General features: G+C 72.0%; 16 protein-coding genes and 1 pseudogene. 7 read left to right on the top strand and 10 right to left on the bottom strand.

Annotated features, from left to right (window positions below; genetic code table 11):
* Positions 1–355: 355 nt before the first annotated feature.
* Positions 356–3,208 (top strand): BTAD domain-containing putative transcriptional regulator, encoded by a 2,853-nt coding sequence (locus OG344_RS20480; protein WP_405084458.1) that lies wholly within the window; start codon positions 356–358, stop codon positions 3,206–3,208.
* Positions 3,209–3,271: 63 nt separating this feature from the next.
* Here OG344_RS20480 and OG344_RS20475 read toward each other — a convergent pair whose 3' ends face one another.
* Positions 3,272–4,795 carry a PucR family transcriptional regulator gene (locus OG344_RS20475; protein WP_405084457.1) on the bottom strand — a complete coding sequence of 508 codons (1,524 nt, stop codon included), beginning with the start codon at positions 4,793–4,795 and terminating at the stop codon, positions 3,272–3,274.
* Positions 4,796–4,903: 108 nt separating this feature from the next.
* Between OG344_RS20475 and OG344_RS20470 the strand changes: the two genes are divergently transcribed.
* Positions 4,904–7,192 (top strand): xanthine dehydrogenase family protein molybdopterin-binding subunit, encoded by a 2,289-nt coding sequence (locus OG344_RS20470; RefSeq protein ID WP_405084456.1) that lies wholly within the window; start codon positions 4,904–4,906, stop codon positions 7,190–7,192.
* 15 nt (positions 7,193–7,207) lie between these two features.
* On the opposite strand, the gene OG344_RS20465 is transcribed toward OG344_RS20470, so the two are convergent.
* Positions 7,208–7,894 carry a hypothetical protein gene (locus OG344_RS20465; RefSeq protein ID WP_405084455.1) on the bottom strand — a complete coding sequence of 229 codons (687 nt, stop codon included), beginning with the start codon at positions 7,892–7,894 and terminating at the stop codon, positions 7,208–7,210.
* Between the two features lie 72 nt (positions 7,895–7,966).
* Positions 7,967–9,529 (bottom strand): SecDF P1 head subdomain-containing protein, encoded by a 1,563-nt coding sequence (locus OG344_RS20460; RefSeq protein ID WP_405084454.1) that lies wholly within the window; start codon positions 9,527–9,529, stop codon positions 7,967–7,969.
* A 157-nt stretch (positions 9,530–9,686) separates the two neighbouring features.
* On the opposite strand from OG344_RS20460, the gene ald reads away from it, so the two are divergent.
* Positions 9,687–10,805 carry an alanine dehydrogenase gene (gene ald, locus OG344_RS20455; RefSeq protein ID WP_405084453.1) on the top strand — a complete coding sequence of 373 codons (1,119 nt, stop codon included), beginning with the start codon at positions 9,687–9,689 and terminating at the stop codon, positions 10,803–10,805.
* 25 nt (positions 10,806–10,830) lie between these two features.
* On the opposite strand, the gene OG344_RS20450 is transcribed toward ald, so the two are convergent.
* The gene (locus OG344_RS20450; protein ID WP_405084452.1) at positions 10,831–11,508 is read right to left on the bottom strand and encodes a DUF3105 domain-containing protein; all 678 of its coding nucleotides are present in this window, start codon (positions 11,506–11,508) and stop codon (positions 10,831–10,833) included.
* Between the two features lie 105 nt (positions 11,509–11,613).
* On the opposite strand from OG344_RS20450, the gene OG344_RS20445 reads away from it, so the two are divergent.
* Positions 11,614–12,282, top strand: a complete 669-nt coding sequence (locus OG344_RS20445) for a DUF305 domain-containing protein (protein WP_327044914.1) — start codon at positions 11,614–11,616, stop codon at positions 12,280–12,282.
* 133 nt (positions 12,283–12,415) lie between these two features.
* On the opposite strand, the gene OG344_RS20440 is transcribed toward OG344_RS20445, so the two are convergent.
* The 4 genes from OG344_RS20440 to OG344_RS20425 form a co-directional block, all read right to left on the bottom strand.
* The gene (locus tag OG344_RS20440) at positions 12,416–12,553 is read right to left on the bottom strand and encodes a hypothetical protein (protein ID WP_405084451.1); all 138 of its coding nucleotides are present in this window, start codon (positions 12,551–12,553) and stop codon (positions 12,416–12,418) included.
* Positions 12,554–12,639: 86 nt separating this feature from the next.
* Complete coding sequence (locus OG344_RS20435) at positions 12,640–13,713, bottom strand: threonine aldolase family protein (RefSeq protein WP_405084450.1); 1,074 nt, start codon at positions 13,711–13,713, stop codon at positions 12,640–12,642.
* Between the two features lie 46 nt (positions 13,714–13,759).
* Complete coding sequence (locus OG344_RS20430) at positions 13,760–14,425, bottom strand: SDR family NAD(P)-dependent oxidoreductase (protein ID WP_405084449.1); 666 nt, start codon at positions 14,423–14,425, stop codon at positions 13,760–13,762.
* Between the two features lie 37 nt (positions 14,426–14,462).
* Positions 14,463–16,559 carry a DUF6421 family protein gene (locus OG344_RS20425; protein WP_405084448.1) on the bottom strand — a complete coding sequence of 699 codons (2,097 nt, stop codon included), beginning with the start codon at positions 16,557–16,559 and terminating at the stop codon, positions 14,463–14,465.
* 169 nt (positions 16,560–16,728) lie between these two features.
* On the opposite strand from OG344_RS20425, the gene OG344_RS20420 reads away from it, so the two are divergent.
* Entirely contained in the window at positions 16,729–16,878 is a 150-nt protein-coding gene (locus tag OG344_RS20420; RefSeq protein ID WP_405084447.1) for a hypothetical protein, read from the top strand.
* A 3-nt stretch (positions 16,879–16,881) separates the two neighbouring features.
* Here OG344_RS20420 and OG344_RS20415 read toward each other — a convergent pair.
* Both OG344_RS20415 and OG344_RS20410 read right to left on the bottom strand, forming a co-directional pair.
* Positions 16,882–17,868 (bottom strand): annotated as a pseudogene (locus OG344_RS20415) (RNA-guided endonuclease InsQ/TnpB family protein); the annotation flags it as partial.
* An 18-nt stretch (positions 17,869–17,886) separates the two neighbouring features.
* Entirely contained in the window at positions 17,887–18,144 is a 258-nt protein-coding gene (locus OG344_RS20410; protein ID WP_405084446.1) for a response regulator, read from the bottom strand.
* Positions 18,145–18,467: 323 nt separating this feature from the next.
* On the opposite strand from OG344_RS20410, the gene OG344_RS20405 reads away from it, so the two are divergent.
* Positions 18,468–20,123, top strand: a complete 1,656-nt coding sequence (locus tag OG344_RS20405) for a zinc ribbon domain-containing protein (protein ID WP_405084445.1) — start codon at positions 18,468–18,470, stop codon at positions 20,121–20,123.
* A 28-nt stretch (positions 20,124–20,151) separates the two neighbouring features.
* A complete protein-coding gene (locus tag OG344_RS20400; protein ID WP_405084444.1) occupies positions 20,152–22,110 on the top strand; it encodes a protein kinase domain-containing protein in 1,959 nt (652 codons plus the stop codon).
* The last annotated feature ends 10 nt before the right edge of the window (positions 22,111–22,120 follow it).

Here is a 22,120-nt window from a genome sequence, read left to right as displayed (position 1 = left end):
CACGGGAAGCGCCCCACCTCGCGTCCGGGCACGGACTGACCCAATCTCATCCTCACATCTAGACAAAATCTAGATAAGTGCTGGCATATTTGAAGTTCCGGCAAACTAGGGGTCAAGGGTCCACCACTACGGCGGACACGGGGATGACTTCGTAATGCACCCACTAGTGGAGGAACATCGGGGGCTCGATGAGTGCGGTCACCGCTTGCGCGCACCGGCGCCTTCAAACGATCCTGACAGACTTCCACAGATCGCGTCTGTGTCGTTACCCTATGGAGTCCGACGACGTATGGATAACGCGGAAGAGCACGGAACGTCGCAATGCTCACCGTACCGCCTGCAACTCCTGGGGCCCGTGGCGGCGTGGCGCGAAGGCCGGACCGTCGACCTCGGGCCGCCGCTGCAACGTGCGGCCCTGTGCGTCCTCGCCGTCCGCGCGGGGCGGATCATCACGAAGGACACGCTGATCGGCGGGCTCTGGGGGGATCGCCCGCCGAACACCGCCGAACAGAGCGTCTACACCTACATCGCCGGTCTGCGGCGGGTGCTGGAGACGGCGCCGGGCCGACGCGGCCCCTACAGCACCCTGGTCTCCCGGTCGCGGGGCTATGTGCTGGAGCGCGGGGCGGTGGAGGCGGATGTCGGCGACTTCGAACGTCACCTGGCCGAGGCCCGGCGGCTCCAGACCACAGGAGATCCGCGTGCGGTCCTGCGCGCGTTGGAGGCTGCCTCTGACTGCTGGTCGGGGCCCGCCCTGTGCGGCGTTCCCGGCCCCTTCGCCGAGGCCGAGCGGGTCCGGCTGGAGGAGTTGCGCCTGACGGCTTTGGAGGACCGGGCCGGCGCACTGCTCGACTTGGAACTCCACCAGCAGGCCGTGACGGCCCTCACCGAACTGGTCGCGGAGGCCCCCCTGCGGGAGCGGACCCGTGACCTGCTCATGCTGGCGCTGTACCGGTCGGGCAGGCAGGCCGACGCGCTCACCACCTACCTGGACGTCAAGCGACTACTCGCCGAGCGGCTCGGCGTCGACCCCGGCGAGGCCCTGCGCGAGCGGTACGAACTGATCCTGCGTGCCGACCCCTCCCTTGACCCGGCGCAGAGCGAGACGACCACCGGCGGCGCGCAGTCTCGGCCGCCGCGTCAGCTTCCGCGCGCGGCCACCGGCTTCGTGGGCCGGGTCGAGGAACTGGTCCGCCTGCGGTCGCTGCTCACCCCATGGGACGGCGGCGTCCCGCAGGCCGTGGTCGCGATCACCGGCGCCCCCGGAACGGGCAAGTCCGCCCTGGCCGTCCAGGCCTCACACACCGCGGCCCACGCGTTCCCCGACGGCCAGCTCTACGTGAACCTCCTGGGAGCGACGCCGGGGGTGGAACGCCTGGAGCCGATCGGCGTGCTCGGCAGGTTGCTGCGTGCGCTCGGGCTGGAGGGCAAGGCCGTGCCGTCCGAGGAGGACGAGGCCGCCGCCGTGCTGCGCGATCGGCTGGACGGCCGCAGGACCCTCATCCTGCTCGACGACGCGGCCGCGCCGGAGCAGGTGCGCTCCCTGCTGGGCCTGCCGTCGGGCAACACCGTGCTCATCACGAGCCGGGAGTCCTTCGCCGTGGCCGACGACTGCGTCCGGCTCGTCCTCCGCAGGATGCGGCGGTCCGAAGGAGTCACCGTCCTGTCGAAGCTGGTCGGGGCGGAGCGGATCTCGGGGGATCCGGCCGCCGCATCCCTGCTGGTCGAGCTGTGCGGTGGGCTGCCGCTCGCCCTGCGACTGGCCGCCGCGCGGCTCGGAGAGCGGCCGGACTGGAGCGTGCGGGACCTCGGGGGAAGGCTGGAGGACCGGCGGCGCACGCTGCACGAGCTGGAGTCGGGCCAGATGGCCGTGCGGTCCAGTCTTGAGCTGAGCTACGAGGCGCTCGCCCGCGGCGGCGCGCTCGATCGCCTGGCCGCGCGGACGCTGTGTCATCTCGGCGTCCTGCACGTGGCGAGCGTGACTGCCGACGTGGTGGCCGCCCTCATCGAAGAGCCCGCCGACGCCGCCGAGCGCGCCCTCGACCGCCTGGTGCGGGCGCATCTGCTGGAGACCGGCGAAGCAGGCCGCTACCAGCCACACGATCTCGTGCGGCTCTTCACGATCGAACTCGCGGACACCCACCTCACGCCGAAGGTGCGCTTGGACGCGCTCATGCGGGCGCTCGGCTTCTACGGCGGGACCACACGTCACGCCAGCACCCTGCTCGATCCCCACCGCGTGCATCTTCCCTGGCCCGACGTGCCGCAGCGTCCGCTGGCGCTGGGCACTTCGGCCGAGGCCAGAGCCTGGCTGGACAAGGAGCTGGCACATGTGATCTCCGCCGCGTCGCAGGCGATGGCGAGCGAGGACGACGAGATCGCACGCCTGGGGACCTACGTTGGGTTCGCCCTGATCTGGGAGCTGACAAGGGGCACGCACGTTCGCGAGCACCTCAGCCTGAGCCGGCAGGCACTGGAGGTTGGTGAACGGATCGGCGACCAGGGAATTCTGCCTCTCGCCCACATGCAGCTGATGTGGGCCCTGATCGCAGTGGGCCGACCGGCCGAGGCGCTACCCCACCAGGTGGCCGAGCTAGGGCTGAGACGTGCACAGGGAGACCGGTTCGGCGAGATGCGCGCGCTGGGAAACCTGGGCCTCGTCCATCTCCATTTGGAGCGGTACGCCGACGCACGTGAGTACACGGAAGCACAGCGCGTGATCGCCAGGGAGATCGGCTCCCAGGTCGGGGAGCGTCATTCGCTGCTCACAGGCGGAAGCGCCTGCCTCGGCCTGGGCGAGATACCCGCGGCCATCGCGCTTCTCCGCGAGGCCGTCACCCTTGCGGAGGCGGCCGGAGATCGTTACCACGAATGCGACGGTCTCCTGACGCTGGCCAGGATCTACCTGGATCGTGCTGAACCACTGACCGCGCAACCACACCTCGATCGCGGCCTGTCCCACGCCCGCGAACTGAGCCACGTGACGATGGAGTGCGACGCCCTCATCATGCTGGCACGAACGCATCGCCTGCTCGGCCGGCCCGAGCCGGCCCTGCACTGCGCGCTGGAGGCCCTGGCCATCGGGCAGCGGTCCGGGGACGAGAATCTGTGCCGCCTGGCGGAGGACGAGCTTCGCGAGATCGGGGAGGCGTTCCCCGGGGTGGAGGTCTCGCCTCCGCACTATGCGGAGGAGGCGCTGAGCCACTGAGGGCGTCGGGGGCTAACCGGCGCGCAGGGCTAACCGGCGCGCAGGGCTAACCGGCGCGCAGGGCTAACCGGCGCGCAGGGCGAGGAAGAGGTCGACGCGGTCGGCCATGGACGACAGGTCCCTGCCGGTCAGCTCCTCGACCCGCCTGATCCGGTAGCGCACCGTGTTGACGTGGACGTGCAGGCGCTCGGCGCAGGCGTTCCACGAACCGGTGCAGTCGAGGAACGCGCCGAGCGTGCGCACCAGCTCGGCGCCGTGCCGGCGGTCGTAGTCGAACAGCGGCCCGAGCAGCCGCTCGGCGAAGGACGACCGCACCTCGCCCGGCGAGGTCGCCAGCAGCAGCGCGTGCGTGTAGATCTCGTCGCCGGTGACAACTCCCCCGCCGCGCGCCTCGGCCAGCCGCCGGGCGTGGCCCGCCTCCTCTACCCCACCCCGGATGGCCTGCGGGCCGGTCAACGCCCCGCTCACCCCCATCGACACCGTAAGCGCCGGCAGCCCGCCCGCGATCACCGCCGCCCGCTCGCGCAACCGCTCCGCGAGGGCGTCGCGGTCGTCCCCGTACGCGTCGCCGCGCAGCGGGACCAGCGTCACCGACGCGTCGGCGCCGGCCACCGCCACCACCCGCCGGTCCAGCAGTTCCTCCACGATCCGGCCGCCCAGCAGGGCGGGGTCGGGGCCGTCGGTCGCCCCGCGCCGGCTCGCCGCCGCGGCGACCACGGCGTACGGCTCCGCCGGGTCGACGCCGCAGGTCCGCAGCCGCGCCGACAGCTCCGTCGGCTCCCCTCCGGCGCAGGCCAGGGCGATCAGCTGTTCGGCCAGCCGCCGCTCCACCCGCCGGCCCGCCTCGGCCCGGGTGCGCTCCAGCGCGACACACGCCGCCAGCTCGAAGCCGATCTCCGCGTCGATCTCCCCCCGGCACACGAGGGCCCAGCCGGCGGCCCGGTGCGCGCGGTCCACGGCGAACAGCGTGAACGTCCCGTCGCGGTCCACCACCACGGGCAGGCGGACGGCGGCCAGGTAGTCGCGTGCCAGCCGTACGGCCTGGTCCTCGGGCAGGGCGCCCGCGACGACCGAGCCACAGGCGGACACCACGGCGGCCGTGACGCCGAGCTCGGTCTCCACGAGCGCGAACAGCTCCCCCAGCCCGGCTCCCTCGGCCACGGCCGCGACGATCCTGCGGTGCCGCCCGAGAGCGCCGCGCAGGTCACCCGCCTGTACGGCGGCGGCGCGCCGGCCCACGAAGTCGGTGACGGCGCCGAACGACACCTCGACGGGCACCTCCAGCAGCGGCAGGCCGTGTTCCCGGCAGGCGGCCACCAGGTCGTCGGGCACCATGCCGAGCCGCGCGTCGCCCGCGCCGATCGCGACCACCCCCGCCTCGGCCAGGGCGGCCACGAACCGCGCGGAGTCGCCGGGAGACCGCCGCCACATGAGGCCGGTCAGCACCAGCTCGCCGCCCGACAGGTAGCGCCGGGGGTCGGGCAGGTCGGTGATGAGCACCCCGCCGATCTCACGGTCCGGCGGCTCGTCGCCCGTCAGCAGGACGAGCCGCAGCTCCGGAGCGGAGAGCAGATCACGCAGCAGCACGACCGACAGCCTATTTGGAGGTATGTACAAGCATCGACCCCGCCCGCCATGCCGTTTCCCATGACCACGCCGATAGGCCCGGCCCGGCCGGGTTGCTGTACTACGAGAGTGACGCGGCCATCGACGACGGACACACAGCGGCCCTCCGGGAGGCCCTCGGGGATCGGCGAGAGCGTGCCGCGCCCGGACGGCACGCTCAAGGTGAGCGGGGAGTTCGCCTACTCCTCGGATCTGTGGCTGGAGGGCATGCTCTGGGGCGCCACCCTGCGCAGCCCGCACCCGTCGGCGTGGATCCGCTCGATGGACGTCGGCCCCGCCCTCGCGATGCCCGGCGTGTTCGCCGTGCTGACCCACGAGGACGTCCCCGGTGAGAGGTTCTACGGGCTGGAGCACCGGGACCAGCCGGTGCTGGCGGTCGACCAGGTCCGCTACCAGGGCGAGCCCGTGGCGATCGTGGCCGCCGACCATCCGGAGACCGCGCGCCGCGCCGCCGCCGCGATCGTCGTGGACTACGAGGTGCGGCCGGCCGTCACCGACCCCCGCCGGGCCGCCTTCGACCCGTCCTGCCCGGCCGTCCACCCCGGGGGCAACCTCGTACGGCACCAGCCGGTCAGGGTGGGGAGCACCTTCGCGGCCGAGGTGGTCGTCACCGGCGAGTACGAGGTCGGCATGCAGGACCAGGCGTTCCTCGGTCCGGAGTCGGGCCTCGCCGTGCCCGCCGAGGACGGCGGGGTGGACCTGTTCGTCGCCACGCAGTGGCTGCACGTCGACCAGGGGCAGGTGGCGCCGTGCCTCGGCCTGCCGCCGGAGAAGGTGCGCCTGACGCTCGCCGGGGTCGGCGGCGCGTTCGGCGCGAGGGAGGACCTGTCGATGCAGGTCCACGCCTCGATGCTGGCGCTGCGGACCGGCCGCCCTGTCAAGATGGTGTACGGCCGCGAGGAGTCGTTCTTCGGCCACGTCCACCGGCATCCCGCCCGGATGCGGTACGAGCACGGCGCGACGGCCGGCGGGCGGCTCGTCTACGTGCGGGCCGAGATCCTGCTCGACGGCGGGGCCTACTGCTCGTCCACGCTCGCCGTGGTCGGCAACGCCGCCTCCCTCGGCGTCGGGCCGTACGAGGTGGACAACGTCTGGATCGACGCGTACGGCGTCTACACCAACAACCCGCCCTGCGGCGCGATGCGCGGGTTCGGGGCGGTGCAGGCCTGTTACGCGTACGAGTCGCAGATGGACCGGCTCGCGGCGGCCTGCGGTCTGTCCCCGGTGGAGATCCGGGTCCGCAACGCGGTGTCGCAGGGGTCGCGGCTGGCCACCGGGCAGCTGATCGACAGCCCCGCGCCGCTCGCGGAGATGCTCACCGAACTGGCCGCGATGCCGCTGCCCCCGGGTGCGCCGTCCACGGGTGCGCCGTCCACGGACCCGGCGGGCACCGGGATGGACGCCGCCGGGCCCGACCTGCGCCTGCTGCCGGGCGGCGTGGCCCAGGCGACGCGCGGCGAGGGCGTGCGGCGGGGCGTGGGCTACGGCGTCGGCATCAAGAACATCTGCTTCTCCGAGGGCTTCGACGACTACTCGACGGCACGGGTGCGGGTCGAGGCCGCCGGTGGCGAGCCCCACGTGCTCGTGCACACCGCCGCCGCCGAGGTGGGCCAGGGCCTCGTCACCGTGCAGGCCCAGATCGCCCGTACGGAGCTGGGCGTCGAACGGGTCACCGTCGCCCCGGCGGACACCGGGGTCGGCTCGTCCGGGTCGTCTTCGGCCTCCCGCCAGTCGTACGTCACGGGCGGGGCCGTCCGGGCCGCCTGCGTGGCGGTCCGGGAACGCCTCGGCGCGCTGCGCGCCGCGCATCCGGAGCTGTCGCTCACGGAGGTGCTGGAGCGGTGCGGGCCGGTGGAGGAGACCCGGGAGTTCCGCCACCGGCCGACCTTCCCGATGGACCCGGTCACCGGCCAGGGGAACTCCCACACCCAGCTCGCGCTGTGCGTGCACCGCGCGGTGGTCGACGTGGACGTGGACCTCGGCCTGGTCAGGGTGGTCGAGCTCGCCGCCGTGCAGGACGTGGGGAAGATCCTCAACCCGCTCGCCCTCGAAGGGCAGATCCACGGCGGCTCGGCGCAGGGCCTGGGGCTCGCGCTGATGGAGGAGATCCAGGTCAGGGAGGGCAGGGTGCTCAACCCCTCGTTCACCGACTATCTGATCCCCACCATTCTCGACATGCCGCCGATGCGGCTGTCGATCCTGGAGAACCCCGACCCGCACGCGCCGTACGGGCTGCGCGGGGCGGGCGAGCCGCCCACGCTGTCGTCGACCCCGGCCGTGGCCGCCGCCGTCAGGGCCGCGACGGGGCTGGATCTCCCCCGCGTGCCGATCCGGCCCGAGGACATCGCCCTCGTGTGACCGCGGCTCGCGGGCTCAGTCGGCGATGTAGCCGATGGAGGTCACCTCGTAGCCGCGGGCCTTCGAGCCGCCGACCCGCATGAACATGGCGCCGCCCTCGTAGGAGTAGGCGCAGCTGTAGCCCTTCGAGTCGCGGTTGCAGCCCTGGAACATGTAGGCCACCCCCTTGGGGTCGAACCTGTTCCGGAAGAGCGTGGCGACGGCCTTGTTCGTGGCGGCCTCCAGACCCCGGTAGCGGTCGCCCGCGCGCCACGCCTGGAACAGGCGCGTGGCGGCGGCGGACGGCGTGACGAGGTGGCGGGACTCGTAGACCTTCACGACCTTGGAGCCCGAGACGACCATCAGGATGCCGTCGAGCCCGCCCGGGACGTTCACGCTGGTGTGGACGAACCGGCAGTCGCGCCCTCCGGTGCAGCCCGCCAATTTGTCCGGGGCGCGGAAGGGGTAGGCGAAGATCGTGGAGACCGCGCCGGCGGTGGCGACCCGGGAGGCCGCGTGGCGGTCCCGGCGCAGCCAGGCGTCGAAGAGTCTCCTGGCGACCGTCGCGGGCGCGGGCCCGACCCGCGCGGACGCCGCCTGTACGGCGGATGGGGCCAGGGCCTGCGCGGACTGCGCGGACTGCGCGAGGGCGGGAGCGGCGGGGAGAAGCAACGCGGCGGCCGCGGCCGAACCGGCCACGCCTCGCAACCATGGTGCTGACACGCCCCGCACGCTACCGGACCGTGCTTGCACCCCGATTGCCCACCGCTTGCACGCCGGGCCGCCCGATGGAGGTCAGACCATGTCGTCGGGGTCGCAGGCGACGCCGTCGTGGTCCACGTCGACGTACCAGTAGTACTCGGGGTGGCGGCCCTTCGTGTACGGCCCGGCGCCGTGGGCCTTCGCCTCCTTGCACGAGGCGTACCGGACGTCGTTCCCTCCGGACGCGCCGCCGGAGGTGAGCGTGGCCTGCGTGGCCCCGGGCTGGGCGGCGCCCGTCCCCGAGCCGGAGCTGATCGTGCCCTGTCCGCCGTTCTGCTGGGAGACGCCGGGCGGGGTCGAGCCGGGCTGGGGGGCGTACTGGTTCGTGCCGGACTGGTCGAGGCCCTGCTGGGTCCCACCAGGCTGCGTCCCGCCCTGTTGCGTGCCGCCCTGCTGGGTTCCATCCGGCTGGGTTCCACCAGGTTGCGTGCCGCCCTGCTGGGTCCCGTCCGGCTGAGTTCCACCAGGTTGCGTGCCGCCCTGCTGGGTCCCGTCCGGCTGACCGGCGCCGGGAGATGACTCCGGCTGCTGGCCCGCGGGGGCCGATCCTCCGGTCAGCAGGCCGATGATCGCGTCGGCCTGCGCCTTGTCGAAGCCCGCGATGCCGAGGCTGTCCTGGGTGATCTCCTGGGCGACGCGGGGCGCCGCGACGACCTTCTCCCCCACCACGACGGCGAGCTGCTGCTTGACGGTGTCCCGGGTGAGCTGGGCGATCTCCTCCCGGCTCGACGGCGACAGCACGAGCCGGACCGAATAGGTGCCGTCGTTGTCGGGCACCTCCTCGATCTTCTGCACGGTCTTGACCGTGACCCCCGGGTCGAGCAGGTAGCAGGTGGTCCCCTTGTCGTCCGGAATCGCGTCGGTCCCCTCGCAGGGCGCGGGCCGCACTCCGGTGACCGGGGCGAAGTGCACGGGGACGCTCAACGTGTGGACGGGCGTCTGCTTGAGCGGCGGCGCGTCCGGATTGCGGGTCATCAGCACGGCGACCGCCCCGAGGACTCCGGACATCACGACCACCATCACGAGCGCCGCCACGAGGGCGATCGTCGTCCCCCTCGCCGCGCGGGGCTCCGAGGGCCCCTCCGGCGCCGCCGGGCCGGCGGGTGCGTCGAGGGGCACGTCACCCGGAACCTCCTCGACCACCTCGACCACGGCGTCGGACGAGACGGGAGGCAGGTCGGCGAGCACCTCGGCCGGAACGCCGGGAGGCAGGTCGGCCGGAACGCCGGCCGGAACGCCGGGGTCGTCGTCGGGCAGGCCCGCGACCCCGTACGGGTCGTCCGCCACGCCGGGACCGTACGGGCCGCCGCCCGCACCGGGAACGGCGCCGATCACCTCGGTCTGGCCGAACCCGTCCGGCGGGATCTCCTTCGGACCGTACGGGTCGCCGGCCGTGTCCAATCCGTCTCCTGGCATACCGAGGTCGCCGCCGGGCGGGCCGTACGGCGCGGCATGGCTGGCGCCGGTGTCGTCCGGGCCGGCCAGACCCCACAACGGTGCCGTCTCAGTCCCCGGGGTCGGTCCGCCGGGCCGCGGACCGGGTTCCTCGTCTCCCGGCACGGGCACGTTCTGCATCCCCACCTCGATCCCTGACATCGCTCGCAGAGCCTACCGACCTATGCCAACCGTAGGTAACCGGGTGACCCTACGCGGTTCAGCACCGTCCAATCTTGACCATTTGTCATGAACGCCCGCCCAAATGGTGCTCACTGCCCACTGCCCGGGCAAACGTGGCGAGCAGAAAGTGGAGTACATGAAGGTGGGAGTGCCCCGAGAGATCAAGACCCATGAGTACCGCGTCGCGCTCACCCCTGCCGGGGCCAACGAGTTCGTCCGCAAGGGCCACCAGGTCGTCGTGGAGCAGGACGCCGGAAGGGGGTCGGCGATTCCCGACGGCGACTTCGCCGCCGCGGGGGCGGTGGTCCTCGACTCCGCCGACGAGGTGTGGGCGGAGGGCGACCTGATCCTGAAGGTCAAGGAGCCCGAACCGGACGAGTACCACCGGATGCGCGCGGGCCAGGTGCTGTTCACCTATCTCCACCTGGCCGCCTCGGAGCCGTGCACCCGGGCCATGCTGGAGTCGGGCGTCACCGGCATCGCGTACGAGACCGTGCAGCAGCCCGACCGCACGTTGCCGCTGCTCGCGCCCATGTCGGAGGTCGCCGGACGGCTGGCTCCCCAGGTGGGCGCCTACCACCTCATGCGCCAGGGCGGCGGGCGGGGCGTGCTGATGAGCGGCGTCCCCGGCACCTATCCGGCCAAGGTCGTAGTGATCGGCTCGGGCGTGTCCGGCATGAACGCCGCCGCCGTCGCGGTGGGCATGCGGGCCCAGGTGCTGCTGCTCGACCGCGACGTCGACCGGTTGCGCCACGCCGACCTGGTCTTCCAGGGCGGCTGCCAGACCATCGCGTCCAACGCGTACGAGGTCGAGCGGGCGGTGGTGGACGCCGACCTGGTGATCGGCGCGGTGCTCGTGCCCGGCGCGAAGGCGCCGACCCTGGTGAGCAACGATCTCGTGGCCCGGATGAAGCCGGGGTCGGTGCTCGTCGACATCTCCGTCGACCAGGGCGGCTGCTTCGAGGACTCCCGGCCGACCACGCACGCCGACCCGGTCTACCGGGTGCACGGGTCGGTGTTCTACTGCGTGGCCAACATGCCCGGGGCGGTGCCGCACACCTCGACGTACGCGCTGACCAACGTGACGCTTCCGTACGCGCTCTCGATCGCCGACCTGGGCTGGCGCGGGGCGCTGACCGCCGACCCCGCGCTCGCCCTCGGCCTGAGCACCCATCAGGGCCACCTCACGAGCCGCCCGGTGGCGGAGGCCCACGGGCTCGACGCCGTGCCCGTGGACCGCCTGCTGGTTCCCTGAGCCCTTCCGGGAGGGACGGCCCCGGTCAGGAGGACGGGGACTCGCTGGGCATCGGCTCCTGGCTGGTCTCCGCCTGCGGCGGCGGGAGCGGCTGGTCGGAGGTGGTGCCGATGCCGCCCGAGCAGGACGCGCCGTACTCGGGGGTGTAGGTCGGGTTCTGCTTGTACTTCTTCACGAACTCCGGCAGGCGGGGGTCCTCCGCGCCGTCGAGCGTGATCTGGTGGTCCCAGGACGAGGCGACGACCTTGGCCGGCAGGTTCGGGTACGGGCTGAGCAGCATGTAGTCGGCCGACGCGATGGTCTTCAGCTTGTCGACCTCGGCCTTCGGCAGGTCGGGGCGGTAGGTGATCCACACCGCGCCGTGCTCCAGCGAGTGGACGCCATGCTCGTTGTGGATGGGCTTGTCGTAGATCCCGCAGTTCTGCCAGTAGTAGTTGTGCTGGCCGCCGACGGGCGGGTTCTCCTTGTAGTCCACCTTCGTCCAGGCGTGGTCGGAGCCCTTGTAGTTGAAGGACTTGACCGCGCCGAGCGACTTGCCCGAACGGTCCTTCACCACCCAGACGGCGACAAGAGCGACCAGGACCACGATGACGAGGCCACCTATGCCCCACATGAGAAGCGCGGCGCGCCGCTCCTTGCGCTTCTGGTCGGCGCGCATGCGGGCGAGGTGCTCACGCCTCGCCTGCGCCTTCTCCTTGGTCATCGCTCCTCCAAGCACTGATCACTGACGCCCCCGCTGGGTATGGAGAATAGTGGTTATACCTACCACTTCGGGTAGATCTTGTTTGCCAGCGGTAACGTGTGGGTGATGAGCACTGACCTCGACGCCCCGGTGGAGACCGCCTCCCCGCCCCGGCGCGCCTTCCCCCTTCTCGGGCTGATCGCCGTACTGCTCGCGGCGGCGGTGCTCGTGCTGTTCTTCATCAGGCAGGGAACGCCCTCGGACTCCTCCCCCGAGGCGGGGTTCGCGCGGGACATGGGGGTCCACCACGCCCAGGCGGTCGAGATGTCCTTCGTCCTCCGCGACAAGACCTCCGACCAGGCGCTGCGCGCCCTGGCGTACGACATCATCACGACGCAGAGCACACAGCGTGGAATTTTCATGGGCTGGCTGCAGCAGTGGGGGCTGGACCAGAGTTCGAGCCGCCCCCCGATGGCCTGGATGTCCGGGCACGGGCACGGCGGCGGGGCCGCCACCACGACGGCACCCGGCGGGACCATGCCCGGCATGGCCACCCCTGCCGAGATGGACAAGCTCGGCGCGGCCACCGGCAGGGACGCCGAGATCCTCTTCCTCCAGCTCATGATCCGGCATCACCAGGGCGGGGTGGAGATGGCCGAGGGCCTGCTGCGGCTGTCGTCCCGGGACGAGGTGCGGGCCTTCGCCCAGCACATCGTGGACAGTCAGAACGCCGAGATCCGCACGATGAAGGAGTTCCTGGCCGCCCGCGGCGCCCAGCCCCTGCCCGCGCCCTAACTCCCGGCGCCGCCCACGGTCCAGGCCCGTAGCTCACTTCGGCGGTCATGGACGGCATTGCGCATCCGCGGTGACGGGGAACGCCCCAGGATCGCGCACGGCTCTCCGAGCGCGCTGCTGGGAGAGTGGGCTCTCAGTCCGCCGTCTCCTCGCTTGGCGCCCGGCTGAGTTCCTTGACGAATGCCCTGTTGATGGCGGGATCACGGCCGTCGACATATCGTTCGGTCGGCTGGTAGCCGACCTTGGTGTAAAGGGCGGTGCGTGTCGTCATGCGTTCGCCGGCTCCTCGTCGAGCTCAGGGAGGAACTCCGAGGCTACCGAGGAGCGGCTTCGCCGGGCGCCCGGTCTGCACCTCACTCAGGCGCGCAGTTCCTCGGCGAGCGCGGCGGCGAAGGCGTCCACGTCGGCCTCGGTGGTGTCGAAGGCGCACATCCACCGCGCCTCGATCTTCCCGCCGCCGATCCGCTCGTCCCAGTTGTAGAACCGGAACCGCTTGCGCAGCCGGTCGGCCACGTCGGCGGGCAGGACCGCGAAGACGCCGTTGGCCTCGACCGGACGCGGCACGGTCACGCCGGGCAGGTCCCGTACGGCCGCGGCGAGCCGCCGGGCCATCGCGTTGGCCTGCCGCGCGTTGCGCAGCCACAGGTCGCCCGCGAGCAGCGCCTCGAACTGCACCGACACGAAACGCATCTTGGAGGCGAGCTGCATGCCCGTCTTCCGCAGGTACGGCAGACCCCGGGCCGCCGACGGGTTGAGCACGACGACGGCCTCGCCCAGCATCAGCCCGATCTTGGTGCCGCCGAACGACAGCACGTCGACGCCCGCGTCCGTGGTCAGGGCGCGCAGCGGCACGTCCAGGGCGGCGGCGGCGTTGGTGAGCCGCGAGCCGTCGAGGTGGACGACCAGGCCGAGCTCGTGGGCGTGGTCGCACAGCGCCCTGATCTCGGCGGGCGTGTAGACGGTGCCCACCTCGGTCGCGTTGGAGATCGTCACGGTCCGGGGCTGGGCCCGGTGCACGTCGCCGAAGCCCCACGCCTGCCGGTCGAGGAGATCGGGCGTCAGCTTGCCGTCCGGGGTGGGCACGGTCAGCAGCTTGAACCCGCCGACGACCTCCGGGGCGCCGCCCTCGTCGCTGTTGACGTGGGCGGTCTCCGGGCAGATCACCGCCTCCCAGTGCGCGCACATCGACCGCAGCGACACCACGTTGGCCGCCGTGCCGTTGAAGACCGGGAACGCCTCGGCCTGCTCGCCGAAGTGGCGGCGGAAGACCCCCTGCAGCGCCTCGGTGTAGACGTCGTCGCCGTAGGAGACCTGGTGTCCCTCGTTGGCGAGGGCGATCGCCTCCAGGATCTCCGGGTGCACCCCCGCGTAGTTGTCGCTCGCGAAGGTGCGGCTCGCCGGGTCGTGCCGCCGCACGGCATCGGTTGTCACGAAATCTCTCCCCACAACAGCTCAGCGAAAGCGGAACAGCGGCGGATCAGGCGGCCGGATCGGGCGTGAGGTCGACGCGCCGGCCGTTGACCTCCGCCGCGCCCTGATCCCACAGGCCCGCGACCGCCGCCGCCAGATCCTGCACGTCGGTGAAGGTACGGTACGGCTTATCCGGGTTCGCCGCCCTCATCTCGTCGTGTACCAGCGCGGTGACGACGAGGACCACGGCCGCGGCGGAGGTGCCGGTGAACGCGTCGGCGAGCGACAGCGTCCACGCCTCGGCGGCGGCCTTGGCGGCGGCGTAGGCCGCGCCGCCCTTCGTCGGCTTCCCCGCCGCCCGCGCCGACACGATCACGAAGCGGCCGTCGTCGCTCGCCCGCAGCAGCGGCTCGAACTCCAGCGACACGTTCTGCAGGGTCCTGATCAGCAGGTCGTGCAGCAGGTCCCAGTCGTCGAGCGAGGTCTCGGCGAAGGTCTTCGACCCGCGCCAGCCGCCGACCAGGTGGACGACGCCGTCCGCCCGGCCGTGCTCGGCCCGCACCCGTTCGGCCAGGCCGCGTACGGCGTCCCGGTCGAGCAGGTCGACGGCCAGGGCTCCATCGGCGCCGGTCTTGTCGACGGCGACGACGGTGTCGCCCCGGGCGGTGAGCCGCCCGACGACGGCGCGTCCGGCCGGGCCGCCCGCCCCGGTGACCACGATCACCCTGCTCATCTCACGTGCCTCCCGATCTCACCCACGCCGTCCGCGCTCACGCCCGGATGCCCCGGGTCGACTCCACCACGTCGGTGAGCTTACGGCGCAGCGCCTCGTAGAACATGCTCAGGGGGAACTCGTCGGGCAACACGGCGTCGACCGCGGCCTTCTGCTCGGCGGGCAGCGCCTCGGCGCCCCGCTGCCACACCGAGGCCGGGTCGGGCTCGACGTACGCCGACACGAGCCGGTGCGCGGCCAGCCAGTGGGCGCGCTTGGACCGGTCGATGCCGTCCCGGTAGAGCTTCTCCACCTCGCCGCGCAGGTCGGCGACGCCGTCCGCGACCCGCGACCAGTCGATCGAGAGCCGGTTGTCGGTCCACCGGACGACGCCCTGCCGGTGCAGGTAGGCGAACAGCAGCTGGCCGCCGAGCCCGTCGTAGTTGCGCACCCGCTCCCCGGTGATCGGGAACCGGAACAGCCGGTCGAACAGGATGGCGTACTGCACATACCGCGCGTGCGGCACGCCCGCGGCCTCCAGCTTCACGGCCTCGCCGTACGCCGTGAGGTCGCAGCGCAGCTCCTCCAGGCTGTAGAGCCAGTACGGCATGCGCTGCTTGATCATGAACGGGTCGAACGGCAGGTCGCCGTGGCTGTGCGTGCGGTCGTGGACGAGGTCCCAGAGCACGAACGTGTCCTGGGCGAGGTCCTGGGAGGCCAGCAGCCGGGCGGCGTCCGGCGGCAGTTCCAGCTTGAGCGTGGCGGCGGCCGCCTCGCTGACCCGGCGGAACCGGGCCGCCTCGCGGTCGCAGAAGATGCCGCCCCAGGTGAAGCGCGGCGGCGTCTGCCGCACGGCGACGGTCTCGGGGAACAGCACGGCCGAGTTGGTGTCGTAGCCGGAGGTGAAGCCCTCGAACGCGATCGGCACGAACATCGGGTTGTCGTAGCCGTTCCGCTCCAGCGCGGCCAGCCACTCCGGCCACACGACCCGGATCCAGACCGCCTCGACGTTCCGGTTGGGGTTGCCGTTCTGGGTGTACATCGGGAAGACGACCAGGTGCTCCAGGCCGTCGGTCCGCTGGGTGTCGGGGTGGAAGGCGTTCAGCGAGTCGAGGAAGTCGGGCACGCCCAGCCCCGCCGCCACCCACGCCCGGAAGTCCTTCATGACGGCGTCGAGATAGTCGCCGTCGTGCGGGAAGTGCGGCGCGAGCCGCGCGACGCCGTCGACGATCTCGCTGATGCACGCCACTGCCTCGTCGTGGTCGCCGGTGACCGAGCCGTCCTTGGCCTGCAGCGGGCGCAGCCGCTCGACGGCGGCCGCGAGCGCGGCGAAACCGGCCGCGACCTCCTCGTGCCGCGCGTCGCGCGCCGCCGCGCCGGACGCCTCGGGCACCCTGGCGGCCCAGGTCGCGAGGTTGCCCCACAGCTTCTCGTGGTCGTAGTCGCGGATCGAGTCGTCGCCGAACAGGTCGGAGTCGGCCAGCACGACCACCCGGCCCCTGCCGTGGCGTACGGCGGCGGCGAGCGGGGCTCCCGCGGGGTCGGCGGACGCGGAGGCGGCGAACAGCACGCTCCCCCCGGCCGGGACGCCGAGCGTTCCGGCGCGGTAGAAGCAGGCCCGCCTGACCTCGGCGAGCAGGTCCTGGGCCACGCCGCCGGGCTCGCTCACGGCCTGCGCGGAGGGGACGCCGAGGACCCAGGTGGCCACGGTGTTGTGGCAGTTGCCGGGGTCCTGCACGGTCGCGTGCTCGACCGTGACCCCGAAGCGGGCGAGCAGGGCGGCGAGGTTGCTGCCGTACTTGTCCTGCTCGTGCTCGGCCAGCACGATCAGCCCGCCGCCGCCCGCGACGTACGCCTCGACGGCGTCGATCTCCCCGTCGGCGAAGACCGGGCTGCCGGCGCCGGTCGTGCGCTCCCAGCGGGCGTCGGAGGGGTGCGCCAGCACGAAGACGTCGCACCCGTCCAGTACGGCCGGGGTGAGGGGGCCCTCGGTGTGCGCGCGGACCGTGTGGCCGAGCCGCCGCAGCGTCCCGGCGGCCTCCGCGTAGCTGTTGTCGTCGGGGTGGGCGGGATTGATGGCCTCGGCGACCTCCCGCCGGATGGTCCAGGCCTCGCTGTGCGCCTCGTCGAACAGGACCGACGGGAATGCCTTCATGGAAAATCTCCCGTTGTGTGAGCCGTCTTCCGGAAAATATACACATACCTACCCTGGTGGCGATAAGTAGCCCCAGCGGATGAGGACGCGTCATCCGTGCGGCGGACGAGCCTCCGCGTTCCGGTCGCCTACCGTCACCGGCCGTAGGAGTCAGACCCACGGAGGGAAAATGTTCAAGCTCTCGGACTCGACCGGCTTCCGGCGCTCGGCCGTCGGAGCCGCGGTGTTGCGGATGGGTGACGCCAGATGGGCGTCGTACTACCCGAGCGCCGACCCCGGCGTCACCACGCCCGACTCGTACGCGAACACGACCGCCTGAGTGCGCAGGGGAACCACCGGTCGATCACGACCAGTTCCCGCCCATACCACCCGGCTTTGTACGCCAGCATCGACCGCAGCTCCCGCCAGGATGCGTCGGAGATAACGCGGGCCAGCGAATGGTTCTTGACCATGGCGCGGACGGTCAGGTCCTCGATCACGACCACTTGGTTCTCGCGGACGAGCCGAGTCGACAGCTTGTGCAGGAAGTCCCGGCGCCGGTCGGCGATCCGGGCGTGGGCGCGGGCGACCTTCAGCCGGGCCTTGGCACGGTTCGCGCTGCCCTCGGCTTTGCGGGCCAGCGAGCGCTGGGCCTTGGCCAGGCGCCTGCGATCGGCCCGCTCATGCCGGGGGTTGGCGACCTTTCCGTCCTCGTCGGTCACCCCGGGGATCGGGCGGGACAGGGCCACCAGGCTGGTGATCCCCACATCCACCCCGACCACGTCCCCTGCGGGGGCGAGGGGGTGGATCGTCTCTTCTACCAGGAGGGACACGAACCACCGTCCGGCCGCGTCCCTGCTCACGGTCACCGTGGACGGCTCCGCTCCTTGCGGGAGTGGCCGCGACCACACGATGTCCAGCGGGGCGTCCATCTTCGCCAGCGTGAGCCGGCCATCGCGGTAGCGGAACGCCGAGCGGGTGTATTCGGCCGACGCCCGCGACTTCTTCCGCGCCTTGAAGGTGGGGTACCCGGCCCGCTTGGCGAAGAAGTTCGCGAACGCGGCCTGCAGGTGCCGCAACGCCTGCTGCAACGGCACACTGGACACCCCGTTGAGGAACGCCAGTCCCTCCTCGCGCTTCCACGCCGTCAGCAAGGCCGAGAACTCTCCATAGGAGACCCGGCGGCCCTCCAAGGCGTAGGCGCGGCTTCGTTCCTCCAGCGCCTTGTTGTAGACCAGGCGCACGCACCCGAACGTCCGGGCAAGCTCGGACGCCTGCTCGGGGTGGGATAGAAGCGGTACCTGTAGGCCCGCTTCACGATCTGCGCCACGCCTCACATCATGCACGCTCAGTCGAGCATCGCGCAGTTGTTCGACACGGCGGTTCGCCTGACGGTGAACCGCCTACCCGGGCTCTGCTTCCCCTGAAGACGGGGGTTTCCACCGAGGATCTTGATGATGACCTTGGGCGGATGGGGCGCGTCGAGCACCCCCCTGGCCGCGGCGAGCCCGTCCATGCGCGGCATCGAGATGTCCATCAGCACGATGTCCGGCCGCACCCGGCCCGCCAGGGCGACGGCCTCGGCGCCGTCGGCGGCCTCGCCCACAGCTCCGGGTCTCGGCCGCGCCGTAGCTCTCGGCGACCGTGAACGCCTCGAGGGTGCCCAGCGCCATGATGGCCACGCCGATCAGCAGGTTGACACGGGGGACCGAGCGGAGGGGGAAGCGCGCATGACGCGCAGCGTAACTCTTATCCGGATTAACGCGCATCAGCCGAATCCGCCGCGCAATCGGCCTGCAAGCGGTTGTCAAGTGACCGCCTTGATCATTGGCCTGTATCAAGTGGATGTCGGTCACGGTGCTCACCTTGTCGAGCACCGTCCGCACTGAGACGCTTAAAACCGATCCGAGAAGGCCGAGGAGACGCAGAATGCCCCGCCTGCACTCCCTTGTCGCGGGGCTGGGCGCGTTCGCCGTGCTCGCGGCGCCCATGCTCCACCCACACCCGAGCGGCTCCACCGACCGCGTCACCCCGGGTGCCGTACGCGTCGAGTCGTCCTCAACCGTGTCCATCACGCTGCTGGACGACCGCGGCGTGATCAAGCAGATCGCCCGGAAGTACGACGTGGACCTCGACGGAGGGAGCGGCTTCACCATCACGCCCGACGGGGTGATCGTGACCGCCACCCAGGTCGTGCAGTCCGCCCAGGACCCCCGGGTCTACGCCGCCAACCGGGTGTTCGCCGAATACTTCAAGGTGAAGGTGCCGGCGGACTTCAAGCGGCACTCGCTCGACGACCCCGACCTCGACCGGCGGCTCCAGGGGTGCTATCCCCCGCAGAAGAGCGACTCGACCTGCATCGCGACGGTCACCACCAACGTCACCGTCTACCCCTACCTCGACCCGCCGACCGGAGGACTGCCCGCGCAGATCCTGACGACCGGCGCCTCCCCGGCCGCCCCGGCCGTGCTCAAGGTCACCAAGGGCGGCGAGAAGCAGTCTCTGCCCACGGCGCCGCTGGGCACCGCGATCGCCGGCACCATCGCGTCGCTCGACGTGATGACGCTGACCGGCAGGCCGTCGGCCAAGCTGCCGCCCAAGCTCGACACCGCGCACCTCGACCCGCCGGGCAGCCGGACCTTCAAGGACGACGAGCGCGACAAGCTCGCCGGGCTCCTCGCCGAGGGCGCGCCCGGCGCCGCCCTCATCGACGACGGCAGGAGCGAGGTCGTGGGGCTGCTCGCCGGAGGCGGCGACGTCCCGCTGACCATCACGCCCGCCGACGAGATCCGCACCGCGCTCGTCGGTGTCGGGATCACCCCCCGCCGCGGCCCGGTCGACGTGGTCTTCGAGAACGCGCTCGCCTCCTACCACAACAAGCTCTACTCGAACGCGGCGCCGGTGCTGGAGCAGGTGCTCAAGCTCCGGCCCGACCACGCCGTCGCGGCCGACCACCTGCGGGTCGCGAAGGCCAAGGCGGGCACGGCGGAGGACTCGGGCGCCAAGCCGTCTGCCCGGCCCGTGTCGGCGGATCAGCCCAAGTCGTCCGTGTCACCGCTGGTCTGGGCGGCGGGCGGCGTGGTGGTCCTGGTCCTGCTCATCGCGGGCGTCGTGCTGCTGCGCCGCAGGAACGCCGCGGGCCGCGCCGCTCCCGAGCCCCAGGACCTCGCCCACGCCAACAGCGCCCACCACGAGGCCTACCAGGACGCCTATCCCGTCAGCCACCCTGGCGTCCAGCCCGGTGCCCAGCACGGTGACGGGCCGGCGGGCGGGACCGGGGACGCCGGGCCCTCCTGGCCGCCGTACGCGGTCACCCGGGTCTTCGGAGCCGAGGCCGCCCGGTCGCCCGAGGTGATGCAGCCGCCGCCCACGAGCGGACCGCCCGCCCCGCCGCCGGTGGACCCGTCCCCGCCCGGTGGGCACTCCCACCCCCCGGACCCGTCACCGCCGCAGGGGCGGTCGTACCCGCCGGACCTCTCGCCGCCACGGGGGCAGGCGCAGCTGAAGTTCTGCACGCAGTGCGGCATGCGACTGGGCCAGGGACATCGTTTCTGCGGCTTCTGCGGGAACCCGGTCGATCAGTGATCCGAAGAACGTTCAGGGGGGAATCCGCATGACGGAGGGGCCGGTGATGCCTCCGCTCATCGGGCGGCGACTCGGCGACTACACGATCGAGGCGATCGTCGGGCGCGGGGGGATGGCCACGGTCTACCGGGCGCGCGACCAGCGGCTCGGGCGGGCCGTGGCGCTGAAGGTGCTCGCGCCGCAGCTCGCGCAGGACGACCGCTTCCGCGACCGGTTCGTACGGGAGTCGCGGCTGGTGGCGAGCATCGACCACCCCAACATCATCCCCGTGTACGAGGCCGGCGAGCGCGACGAGCTGCTGTTCATCGCGATGCGGTACGTCGAGGGCAGCGACATGCGCAAGCTGGTGCAGTCGGAGGGGCCGCTGCCGGTCGGGCGGGCCAATCCGCTGTTCGCGCAGATCGCCTCCGCGCTGGACGCCGCGCACTCCCACGGCCTGGTGCACCGGGACGTGAAGCCGGCCAACATCCTGGTCACCCGGTCCGAGCACGTCTATCTCACCGACTTCGGGCTGACCAAGAGCTCGTCGGCCGAGGCCGGGCTGACCAGCCACGGCCACTTCATGGGCACCCCGCGCTACGTCGCTCCCGAGCAGATCCGCGGCCTGCAGGTCGACGGGCGCAGCGACCTGTACGCCTTCGCCTGCGTCGTCTACGAGGCGCTCGCCGGGCAGCCGCCGTTCCAGCGGGACACCGAGCTCGCCCTGCTCTACGCCCACGTCTCGCATGATCCGCCGCCGCTCACGCCGTACCGGCCGGACCTGCCGCACGCCGTGAACGCCGTGCTGACGCGGGCGCTCGCCAAGGCGCCCGAGGACCGGTACGCGACCTGCCTGGCGTTCGTGTCGGCCCTGCGTGACGCGATCAGCGGCGGGGCGGTCGGCCCGGCCGAAGCGGGCTCCTCCTACCCGCCGGTCTCCTATCCCGGCGGGTCCCATCCGGCCCAGTCCTATCCCGCCCAGTCTCATCCGGCAGGGTCCCATCCGGCAGGGTCCTATCCCCCGGCGTCGTCCTCCGTCCCGCCGTCGTCAGTCCCGCCGTCGCCGGTGCCGCAGTCGTCGGTGCCGCCGGTCTCCCGGCCATCCGCCGGGCAGCAGGCCTCGTACCCCGGCGCCCAGCACGGCTCGTATCCCGGCACGCACCCGGGCTCGTACTCCGGCGGCCCGGCCGGATCACATGCCGGATCACACGCGGGATCTCACCCTGGATCTCACCCCGGTTCGCATCAGGGGTCGTATCCTCCGGGCTCATACTCCGCGGGCTCGCATCAGGGCCCAGGTCAGGGCGCGCATCAGGGCTCGTATCCGCCGGGGTCGTCCCGCACGCAGGCCACGGTCGCGGCGGGGACGGCGCCGGCGGCCCGGCGCAGGATCCCGCTCGGACCGCTGATCGGCGGCCTGGCGGTCCTGACGGCCATCGCCGTCGCCGCCACCCTGCTGCTCACCCGGGGCGGGGACACCGCCGCGACGTGGAACACCTACCCGGGCAGCACCGCCGCGCCGTTCACCATGGCCTACCCATCGACCTGGGGCGAGGCCAGGACCAACGCCGACCAGTGGATGATCGCCTCCCCCGCCGTCGACGAGTTCGACGCGTTGTTCGCGGTGCCGGGCAACACCGACTGGTCGAAGGTGGACCCGATCATCACCGGCCAGCCGGACCGCGCGAGAGGCGTGTTCGCGCAGGTCAGCAATACCCTGAGCACCTCCGACTCACCGATGGAGCTCCAGGACAGCCTGCAGACGGCCTTCCCCGGCACGGCCGCCTACACCGGCGTCCCGTCCCCCACGACCGTCGGGGCCAAGCCGGCGTTCCTCATCGAGGGCGTGCTGAGCGACCCTCAGCAGGGCGGCCGACTCGACTTCTACGCCTACCTCGTACGGCAGGGCGACACCGGCACCACGGTCCTGATCACGTTCTTCTGCCCGTCCGGCAAGTGCGACCGCGGCCTGATGGACCACATGGTGAACACCGTGACCTTCAAGTGACGGCGATCAA

This window comes from Microbispora sp. NBC_01389 (assembly GCF_045040095.1).
Classification (GTDB): domain Bacteria; phylum Actinomycetota; class Actinomycetes; order Streptosporangiales; family Streptosporangiaceae; genus Microbispora.
The sequence above is the reverse complement of the archived record's forward strand: the minus strand, read 5'-3'. Positions and strand labels throughout refer to the sequence as shown.

Coding starts and splice junctions, on each gene's coding strand:
- OG344_RS20400 (WP_405084444.1), top strand. CDS start 20,152: ATGACGGAGGGGCCGGTGATGCCTCCGCTCATCGGGCGGCGACTCGGC.
- OG344_RS20425 (WP_405084448.1), bottom strand. CDS start 16,559: ATGAAGGCATTCCCGTCGGTCCTGTTCGACGAGGCGCACAGCGAGGCC.
- OG344_RS20450 (WP_405084452.1), bottom strand. CDS start 11,508: ATGACCAAGGAGAAGGCGCAGGCGAGGCGTGAGCACCTCGCCCGCATG.
- OG344_RS20440 (WP_405084451.1), bottom strand. CDS start 12,553: ATGACGACACGCACCGCCCTTTACACCAAGGTCGGCTACCAGCCGACC.
- OG344_RS20405 (WP_405084445.1), top strand. CDS start 18,468: ATGCCCCGCCTGCACTCCCTTGTCGCGGGGCTGGGCGCGTTCGCCGTG.
- OG344_RS20430 (WP_405084449.1), bottom strand. CDS start 14,425: ATGAGCAGGGTGATCGTGGTCACCGGGGCGGGCGGCCCGGCCGGACGC.
- OG344_RS20445 (WP_327044914.1), top strand. CDS start 11,614: ATGAGCACTGACCTCGACGCCCCGGTGGAGACCGCCTCCCCGCCCCGG.
- ald (WP_405084453.1), top strand. CDS start 9,687: ATGAAGGTGGGAGTGCCCCGAGAGATCAAGACCCATGAGTACCGCGTC.
- OG344_RS20420 (WP_405084447.1), top strand. CDS start 16,729: ATGTTCAAGCTCTCGGACTCGACCGGCTTCCGGCGCTCGGCCGTCGGA.
- OG344_RS20460 (WP_405084454.1), bottom strand. CDS start 9,529: ATGTCAGGGATCGAGGTGGGGATGCAGAACGTGCCCGTGCCGGGAGAC.